General features: G+C 55.3%; 6 protein-coding genes. 3 read left to right on the top strand and 3 right to left on the bottom strand.

What is annotated here, in order from left to right:
* Window positions 1-139: 139 nt before the first annotated feature.
* Complete coding sequence (locus tag AC0QUY_RS41695) at window positions 140-1,138, bottom strand: PAS domain S-box protein (RefSeq protein ID WP_161853386.1); 999 nt, start codon at window positions 1,136-1,138, stop codon at window positions 140-142.
* Window positions 1,139-1,529: 391 nt separating this feature from the next.
* On the opposite strand from AC0QUY_RS41695, the gene AC0QUY_RS41690 reads away from it, so the two are divergent.
* Window positions 1,530-3,581: a glycosyltransferase family 2 protein gene (locus AC0QUY_RS41690; protein ID WP_475391656.1), complete on the top strand. Its 2,052-nt coding sequence runs from the start codon at window positions 1,530-1,532 to the stop codon at window positions 3,579-3,581.
* A gap of 4 nt (window positions 3,582-3,585) precedes the next feature.
* Window positions 3,586-4,341 (top strand): cellulose biosynthesis protein BcsS, encoded by a 756-nt coding sequence (gene bcsS, locus AC0QUY_RS41685; protein ID WP_161853388.1) that lies wholly within the window; start codon window positions 3,586-3,588, stop codon window positions 4,339-4,341.
* A gap of 853 nt (window positions 4,342-5,194) precedes the next feature.
* Here bcsS and AC0QUY_RS41680 read toward each other — a convergent pair.
* Together AC0QUY_RS41680 and AC0QUY_RS41675 are read right to left on the bottom strand one after the other, a co-directional pair.
* Window positions 5,195-5,560, bottom strand: coding sequence for a response regulator (locus tag AC0QUY_RS41680; RefSeq protein WP_161853389.1), 366 nt, complete (start codon window positions 5,558-5,560; stop codon window positions 5,195-5,197).
* Window positions 5,553-6,599 (bottom strand): HWE histidine kinase domain-containing protein, encoded by a 1,047-nt coding sequence (locus AC0QUY_RS41675; RefSeq protein ID WP_475391655.1) that lies wholly within the window; start codon window positions 6,597-6,599, stop codon window positions 5,553-5,555. The genes AC0QUY_RS41680 and AC0QUY_RS41675 overlap by 8 nt, the downstream gene beginning before the upstream one ends.
* 453 nt (window positions 6,600-7,052) lie before the next feature.
* On the opposite strand from AC0QUY_RS41675, the gene AC0QUY_RS41670 reads away from it, so the two are divergent.
* Window positions 7,053-8,267: a fatty acid desaturase gene (locus AC0QUY_RS41670; RefSeq protein WP_475391654.1), complete on the top strand. Its 1,215-nt coding sequence runs from the start codon at window positions 7,053-7,055 to the stop codon at window positions 8,265-8,267.
* Window positions 8,268-8,535 lie beyond the last annotated feature (268 nt).

Here is an 8,535-nt window from a genome sequence, read left to right as displayed (position 1 = left end):
TCAGAACCTTCGTAAGATGGCCAAGCTGATCCCGATGCCCGCGTGAGCCTCATCAAGCCGACTCGTCCGCGGAACAGCGGGCGTTCACGACGAAACTACTGCCGCCTTTTTCAACGGAATCGGCCAACAACGGACATCCTCATAACGGCACCTTGATTTCGCAAACAAGCCCGTCTTTGCGCCAGTCAAACCGAACTTCCCCCTTTTGCTGGACGATCATTTGTTCGATGATACGGCTACCAAGTCCCTTTCGCGTAGGTTTGTGCGCGACTGGACCGCCCGTCTCCGTCCAGCGCAGTCGCAATCGACCGTCAGCTACGTGTGACCATTCCAAGCGGACTTGGCCGCCGGGCGCGGACAAAGCACCGTATTTCGCGGCGTTGGTCGCTAGTTCATGCAACGTTACCGCAACTGCCTGAGCGGCATCTGGCGCTAGCATGGTTTGTGGACCATCTATCAACGTTCGCTTTCCATCGAAATAAGGAGCTAGTTCCTGTGTCGCAATCTCCGATATCTCCGCACCGATCCAACGCGTTGCCGCGAAAAGCGAGCAAACATTAGCAAGTGCCTGGATGCGTCCAGCGATTATCTCTTTGAGACCTTCTGGCGAGCTCGACTGAGAAAGATTTACAGTTGCCAACGCGTTCGCGAGCAAGTTCTTGCTGCGGTGTTCGGCCTCCCGTGCCAGAGTCACGATCAGCTCCTGATTTTTCTTCTGCTCAGTAATATCTCTCGCAATCTTTGATGCGCCGACGATTCTTCCGTCTTCATCTTTGACAGGAGAAACGGTCAGCGACACGACGATCATTACGCCGTTCTTGCGTTGCCGAATGGTCTCAAAATGGTCGACGCGCTCCCCTCGTCGGATGCGCGTTAAAATCTCACGTTCTTCGCCTTGCCGATCCTGAGGGATCACAAGTGTAATGGGCTGACCAATGGCCTCGCTGGCAGAGTAGCCAAAGATGCGCTCAGCACCGCTGTTCCAGCTTGTAATAACGCCATCCAGATTCTTGCTAACTATCGCGTCGTCGCTAGATTCAACAATGGAAGCCAGCCAACGCAATCGTTGCTCGCTCTCGCGAAGTGCCGCTTCGATTTGCTGTGCGCGCGCAATTCCCACGTCGTGTTTCTGCGTCATCGGCCCCCGACGGTCCACTTGATGACAACCTTATAGCACCTACAATGGTCTGTGGATGAAATTTGATGTCTCTTGCTGGTCAATCGCGTCACTTTAACCGTGCGCCGATCACTTCCGGTCTTCTCCGGTAAGCAGACATGATCTGCACCTGCCGGCATGTCTCAAAGGTGCCAACAGCCGACATCGTTCGGCTCGCTCATCGCATAAAGAGTCGACGGAAGTGGCCACCATCAACAGCCGCGACGCACTTTTGAGGCTGAGCCGTGGGCACTGAGATACCTCAGCCGTCCAGAGTCATGTGAAGTCCCGAATCCAGCCTCACTTGCGTCAAACTTCCTAACTTTACGCAATCGGGAAAACTTGGCATCACACCTACTAGGCTCGGCTCTCAATGATAGACATTTTGCTGACGCGCGGCGCCGTCGCCGCGAGTATGGTTGCGCTTGTGCTCGGATTCGCCAGTGTATTCTCGAGCATCGAGTTGGGCTCGGGCGACAGTTCAGTGCAGAAGATCGCACTCGTCATTATCTTCAGCATTGCTTTGCTTAGCCTGTTCTATGGAAACGTCGTCTACCAGTTGACGCGAATAGGCCAGCTTAAGCGTCATTCCAACGGCTCCGATAATTCCCAACTTCAATCGTTCTATGAAGACGATGGCAGCCCGACGGTGAGGATCCTCGTGCCATCCTATAAGGAACAAGTTCCTGTCGTGATGCAAACGATCATGTCCGCAGCACTGTCGGAATTTCCTAATCGCAGCATCACCTTGCTTCTCGACGACCCGCCGCTCTGTGTCGGAGACGATCTGATTACGCTTTCGGCAACGCGCGACCTTGTAGACGAACTGAACAAGATTTTCGCCGCAGCGGCAGATCGGTTTCGTATCTCGGGGCGCGACTATTTGGAACGCACCTCGTCGGGAACAGTGAATATCTTACGCGAACAACGGGTCATCGGAGCTCTCTTCGACGATGCCGCGGCAGTGGTTGAAGACCTTGGAAGACGATACGCTGAACTTTCGCAACCAGCCTTCGCCCACGCCGATGAGCTGTTTGCGCGCGAAGTCATTGAGCGTTTAGTTCGAGAGCACCGCGGCACGGCGGCGCAACTTCGGAACGGGAAGAGCATCGATGCGGCGAGACTGCAGTTGGAGTACGGACGTCTCTCGAAACTGTTCGCTGTGCCCATTGACGTGTTCGAGCGCAAGCAATTTGCCAATCTCTCGCATGCGCCCAACAAGGCAATGAACCTTAACAGCTATATCGGGCTGATCGGACGGACATTCCGCATTTCGAAATCTGCGAATGGCGCTTCGCTGTTAGTGGAAACGCCCGCAGCCGAGGCAGAGGTCACGGTTCCCAATGCCGATTACATCATAACTATCGATGCCGACAGCATCATTCTTCCCGACTACGTCCGCAAGCTCGTCTCAATCATGGAAGCCGACCGGCGCATAGCGATCGCGCAGACGCCCTATTCGGCTTACCCCGATGCGCCGACAGTGCTGGAACGGGTGGCGGGCGCCACCACCGATATCCAGTATCTGGTCCATCAGGGCTTCACAGCCTTCAATGCCACGTTCTGGGTTGGAGCGAACGCGGTTCTCCGCCGCGAAGCCCTAGACGAGATCAAAACGATGACAGAGGAGCGCGGTAATGCGATCCCGATCTTCATCCAGGATAAAACCCTCATTGAGGATACCGGATCGACCATTGATCTTGCGGCATGCGGTTGGCGTTTGCACAACCATCCGGAGCGTCTGGCATTCAGCGCGACCCCGTCGGATTTCGGTGCTCTCGTAATCCAGCGCCGCCGCTGGGCGAACGGCGGGCTAATTATTTTCCCGCGTCTGATCGAACTTTGGTCTGGAAAGCAGTCACCCCGGGCCGGTACACTTGAGACGATCATTAGGTCACACTATCTGCTATCGCCAGCCTTGGCGAATGTGGGGTTGCTGCTGTTGTTGGTTATCCCCTTCGGCAGCGAGTTCTCCAGCATTTGGTTTCCCGTCGCCGCCGCTCCGTATTATTTGCTGTATGGTCAAGACCTAACGAGGACGGGCTACAAATGGCGTGATCTGTTGCGGGTCTATGCGCTTACACTGCTGCTTGTTCCCGTTAATCTTGCCGGCGTCTATCGTTCGCTGGAGCAGGTGGTCACGGGCCGCAAGAGCCCGTTTGCACGCACACCCAAGATCGAAGGCCGAACAGCCGCGCCAGCATCTCATCTGCTTGCGCTGTGTGCCCTCACGGCGACTGCCATCTTTTCTGCCGGGGCGAACCTGTGGTCGGGCAACCTGTTGTTCTTCGGCTTCTGCTCGATCAATGCGGGCTTCTTTCTCTATGGCTTCCTACGCCTGATTGGGTGGCGAGAGGCCATCGTGGACATCACAGCAGGCTTTGGCGGGCGTATTTCAACCAGAGTGGCGTCGGCGACAACGTGATCAAATGATTCGGCCCGCGACCAAGATGCGTTGCGAGAAGTCTCTGCTTGAGACCGTCGCGGTCAATTGGCTCGTAGCCCTGGCTGCGCTGGTCTCGATGAACCTCGCGAGCGCCAGCGCAGAAGAACCGCCTCGATGGTCGCTCCAAAGCACCAGCGATTTCGCTTCTTACGGAGCTTTCTATACAGACTTGACCGGGACTTACTCTCCTTTTGGAAATCTGTGGGAGCAAGGCTGGCGTGTGCAAGGAATCGCGTCTGCTCGGCGCTATAGCTTCATGGATTCGGGCACGAAACGCATCGGCCTGGACACCACACTCGACGGCTTAGTCGGATATCAGTTCATCTCAAATGGCTGGTCATGGCTTCTTGCCGCAGGTCCATCGATGGTGAACGCCCATCTATACGCAGCACCTGGTCTGGGGCCGTCCAATACCACGCTGTTCGGCATCAAAGCCCTGTCCTCAGTTTACGGCAATCCGACCAGCAACACGATGCTTTACGCCCAGGCGCACTACAACACGGGGTCAGAGTTCTTCTATGTGCAGGGCAAGACAGGCGTCGCCATCGGAAAAAACCTGTTCATTGGACCCGAAGCGGCCTTCTCGGGCAGCTGGACTTATGACCAGATCCGGATCGGAGGCCACATAACAGGCTTCAACGTCTTTGGTATGCAGTCTGGTGTGTCGCTGGGTTTTGTTCGCGACTCGACGTACGGAAGTGGCTTCTATACTGGCCTTAATCTTCAGACCAATTTCTGATTTTCCGACGTGCTACAGGCACCGTGGCCAGACACGGCCTAAACACCCCTGGATGCGCTTTCAGTTCGGGTCCTTCGAAGGATATAGTGGAGACGCTGCGAAGGTCTGCAATGGGTCAAACTGAGAAGTTCGGACGCGCAAAGGGGAAGTCGGCTTTAACTTCGAATGTGTTGCAAAAGTCGAAAGTTGCAGCCCTAAGAATTTTTCGCGAGAATCTAAAAAGCGAAGCGATGGCGATTCGGATAAGCTCAATTGCGTTACCGACGTCGCCTGTGAGTTTAGCGTGAGGCGATGAGGTCCCTCAGATCTTTACACGAAAACCGCGCCTGCAGCCCTCGGAATTTTTGACCACCCCTGTAAAACGACTTTTGCAACACAATCACTTCAAGAACGGACATCGTCAGTCCGGCCTGTCAGGTCCGAAAAGTGCCCGCAACTGACCCTGTGCTCGGCATGGCAGCCTCCTATATGTTGCGCGCGGAGGGCGCATGCTCGCGGGTCATGAATTGGCGACGACGATGCTTTCAGTCGCGTTACACATAAGGCAGGCGTACGTGGGCAAATCGAAGCCGGGCCTATCCGGTTCAAGATGCGAAAGGATCATCGGAGACTCGCAATCCGCACAGAACGGACGCTCGCTAGTGGGTTTGCCATGGAAGAACGAGGGGGTAGGATGGTTTAGCATTGGCGTTTCCCTTGATTAGGCGGGAGGGCAATACTCTCAGTCACCGATAGATGCCGTGACGGGGCGGTGATCTAACTACCATACGCCTGTCGTTGCGAGATTCTGGTCAATATTGCTCACAATAGCATTTGGTGGCGAGCGCCGTAGGCGGAGCAGGTAAGGACCGATCTATCTGGGGAGTAGCTGCGTAAAGATCTCGGCCAATTTCTCAAAACTAAACGGTTTAATCAGCAGTGGGCGGTCGCGGTAGCCGTCTCTCATATCCCGTCCGCTGTAGCCTGTTGAGAAAATGAATGGCACGTCCCGTGCTGAGAGCGCGTCGGCCACCGAATTTGTCTTGTCGCCGTCCAAATTCAAATCGAGCATGGCGGCATCGAAGACTTGCGCGCCTATCAGCTTTAGCGCCTGCGGGACTGTTGCGGCGGTGGTGACGGCCTCGCATCCGAGATCGGACAGCATGTCTTCAATCAGCATCAGGATCATCATTTCATCCTCGACAACAAGGATGCGGCGGCCAGATAGTAAGTTATTCATCGCCAACACCTCCTGGAGCAGGAATGTTGATCGTACAACTTACGCCGTCCACCGGGTATTCGAGGTTCACGGTCCCTTCCAATTCATGTGGTAGGCCGCGCTCGATCACGCGAGAGCCAAACCCCTTCCGGGTTGGTAGTGTAACGGGTGGTCCACCCTTCTCCAGCCAATGCAGAATTAGCCGATTGCCTTTGGTTGTCATCCACTCGATCAGGATTGATCCCGCATCATTTGAAAATGCACCGTACTTTACGGCATTTGTTGCGAGTTCGTGGAGTGCAATACCAAGGGCCAAGGTCGCCTTTGGCGGGAGACGGACATTGTTACCCGTTATTACAATGCGCTCCGTCCGCCCGTCCGCGACGCCGAACGGCGCTAACGCCTCATTGACAAGGTCCAGCAGCCCCGCGCCTTCCCAGTTCTCGCGAGTTAGCAAGTCGTGTGACCGGGAGAGAGCAAAAAGACGAGACTCGATAGACTCGCGTACCACCTCGGGAACGGCATTTTTTCGCAAAGCCTGCCAGACAATCGACTGCACCGTTGAAAGGGTATTTTTCACCCGATGGTTCAACTCGTCGATCATCATCGCGGAGTGAGCGGTCTCTTGCTTCTGGTGAGTGATATCCACGAATGACGCAAAATGTTCTACAACATAGCCGTTCTGATCGCGAACGGGGTTGATGAAGACAGCGGCGCAGAACACGCTGCCGTCCTTGCGGCGGTAGCTAATCTCCGATGAGTGGTCGGTACTCTTTGCGAACGCGGCTTCGATTAGCGCCAGCGCCTTCGGATCGGCACCGCGGGCCATCAGAAAATTGAAGCTCTGACCAAGCACCTCTTCTCGGTCGTATCCTGATAAAGTCAGAAAGCTGTCATTGGCAAAGATGATCGGATTGTCGGGGTCGTTCGCATCTGTGAACACCATCGCCATTCGCGTTGTGTCAGCGGCGACGACAAACGGGCCACGCTCCTTCCGATAATTTGCAACGTCGGCCTCGGCCGCCTTTTGCTTTTCGGATTTGCTCTTCAATTTCCACATTACAAGCGCGATCGGTTTCTGGCCCCCTTAAATGGCGAATGAAAGTGCAAGAACCATAATTTCCGAGAAGGGCCTGTCCTTGCGCTAGTGGCTGGGGGGCGAGCCATGGTGCGCAGGGGCGTTCGTTCAAAACGCGCTGTGCTTGCGAGAGTTCCAAAGATTGTCGGGGCGCGATGGGCCTTCGCAAGCGTAAACGCTGACCGGGTGAAGCTGGCGGGGGCGGTTCAAGATACTCGCCGACCTCAAGTCTGCTTTGGGGGTCAAAAACCAGAAGTATTCCGGCTTATCAGGCATCTCCGACTTACCTTCAATGAACAGACATTGTTAGCTGCAGCACCCGCTAAAACCAATCACGTATGAGCAATTCTGCTCAGTATGCCTCCTCGCTCAGTGCTATTCATTGTGGCGGCCACGATCGCGCAGCCGTCCGCTTCTGGAGGGCGAAATATAGAGATGGTTTTAAGGTCACCAGAAACCCGTGCGTTGATGCACCTGCTCGCCCGTTATAGCGAGCCGAACAGCGCGCGCGGAGTGTTCGAACTGGTGATCACGGTTGTGCCCTTCATTGTCATTTGGGCTCTGATGTGGGTGGCTCTAGATCATGGCTATTGGATTGGCCTGCTGCTCGTGGTACCGGCGGCGGGATTTCTCGTCCGCCTCTTCATGATCCAGCACGACTGCGGCCACGGGTCGTTCTTCTTCGGCCGCCTTGCAAACGATTGGGTCGGCCGAGCCATCGGTGTCGTGACCCTGACTCCGTACGATCTCTGGCGACGAAGTCATGCACGCCATCACGCAAGTTCAGGCAATCTCGATCGTAGGGGGATCGGCGACATTGACACGTTGACCGTGCATGAGTTTCGGTCACGGCCTCGATGGGGTCAGATCCTTTATCGGCTGTACCGGCATCCGATTGTGATGTTCGGCGTCGGTCCCTCGTATATGTTCATCTTGCAGCATCGCCTGCCGATAGGGATGATGCGAGGCGGCTGGATGCCATGGCTAAGTGCTATGAGCACGAACACGGCCATTGCAATTCTGGTGGCCGCGATGATCTGGCTGGTCGGCTTTGGGCCATTCCTGCTTATACACCTTCCGATCATGGTCCTGGCGGCGTCGATTGGTGTGTGGCTGTTCTTTGTTCAACACCAATTCGAAGACACCTCCTGGTCCAATGAAGAGCTCTGGAGTTTTCACGACGCTGCCCTTCATGGCAGCTCTCATTATCACTTGCCCGCAATTTTGCGTTGGTTCACGGCAAACATTGGCGTTCACCACGTTCATCACCTATGCAGTCGGATCCCTTGCTATCGGCTACCCGAGGTACTGTGGGATCATCCGGAGCTGGCTGCCGTCGGTCGAATCACGGTGTTTCAAAGTTTTCGGTGCGTCCGAATGGCTTTGTGGGACGAGATGGGGCAGCGGCTCATTTCGTTTGAAGAGGCGGCAAAGTCCGTAGATCGGCAGCCTCAGATGCTCTACATGTCTAAGTTGGGTCAATTTCGGACTGGGCGAGCGCAGTTGGGAGTTCCGCTTTACTTCGGATATTGTTGCAAAAGTCGAAAGTTGCGGGGCTCAAGATCTTTCGCAAAAATACTAAGCAGCGAGCGGTCGCTGATTCGTATGACCTCAATCGCGTTACCGAAGTCGCCTGTGAATTTTGCGTGAGGCTATGAGGTCCCTCACATCTTGTACGCGAAAGTCGCACCCACGGCCCGCAGAATTTTGGTCATCGGCGAAAATCGACTTTTGCAACACAATCCTTCGATGAGCCGACATCACGAGTTTGACGGCCTACGTCCGAAAAGTGCCGATTCCGTTGAAAAAGGCGGCAGTAGTTTCGTCGTGAACGCCCGCTGTTCCGCGGACGAGTCGGCTTGATGAGGCTCACGCGGGCATCGGGATCAGCTTGGCCATCTTACGAAGGTTCTGAGCG

Source organism: Bradyrhizobium sp. WYCCWR15520 (assembly GCF_056174665.1).
Note: the sequence above shows the minus strand (reverse complement) of the source record. Positions and strands in the feature narration are given on the sequence as shown.

Bases quoted from the DNA above. Each gene is read 5' to 3' on its own strand.
- AC0QUY_RS41695 (WP_161853386.1), bottom strand. From the start codon at position 1,138: ATGACGCAGAAACACGACGTGGGAATTGCGCGCGCACAGCAAATCGAA.
- AC0QUY_RS41690 (WP_475391656.1), top strand. From the start codon at position 1,530: ATGATAGACATTTTGCTGACGCGCGGCGCCGTCGCCGCGAGTATGGTT.
- bcsS (WP_161853388.1), top strand. From the start codon at position 3,586: ATGATTCGGCCCGCGACCAAGATGCGTTGCGAGAAGTCTCTGCTTGAG.
- AC0QUY_RS41680 (WP_161853389.1), bottom strand. From the start codon at position 5,560: ATGAATAACTTACTATCTGGCCGCCGCATCCTTGTTGTCGAGGATGAA.
- AC0QUY_RS41675 (WP_475391655.1), bottom strand. From the start codon at position 6,599: ATGTGGAAATTGAAGAGCAAATCCGAAAAGCAAAAGGCGGCCGAGGCC.
- AC0QUY_RS41670 (WP_475391654.1), top strand. From the start codon at position 7,053: ATGGTTTTAAGGTCACCAGAAACCCGTGCGTTGATGCACCTGCTCGCC.